The sequence below is a fragment of the Staphylococcus caledonicus genome (genome assembly GCF_016238465.1).
Lineage (GTDB): Bacteria > Bacillota > Bacilli > Staphylococcales > Staphylococcaceae > Staphylococcus > Staphylococcus caledonicus.
In genome coordinates this window covers 1-255 of the sequence record NZ_JABTXV010000025.1, presented here as the reverse complement: position 1 = coordinate 255, position 255 = coordinate 1, and the positions used below count along the sequence as shown (strand labels likewise).

Here is a 255-nt window from a genome sequence, read left to right as displayed (position 1 = left end):
AATAATTGATTAAGTCTTCGATCGATTAGTATTCGTCAGCTCCACGTGTCGCCACGCTTCCACCTCGAACCTATTAACCTCATCATCTTTGAGGGATCTTATAACCGAAGTTGGGAAATCTCATCTTAAGGGGGGCTTCATGCTTAGATGCTTTCAGCACTTATCCCGTCCATACATAGCTACCCAGCTATGCCGTTGGCACGACAACTGGTACACCAGAGGTATGTCCATCCCGGTCCTCTCGTACTAAGGACA

The 255-nt window shown here is 47.1% G+C and carries 1 rRNA gene; it reads right to left on the bottom strand.

Annotation, left to right across the window (positions count from 1 at the left end):
• Positions 1–5 precede the first annotated feature (5 nt).
• A 23S ribosomal RNA gene (locus tag HS848_RS12580) occupies positions 6–255 on the bottom strand; the annotation flags it as partial.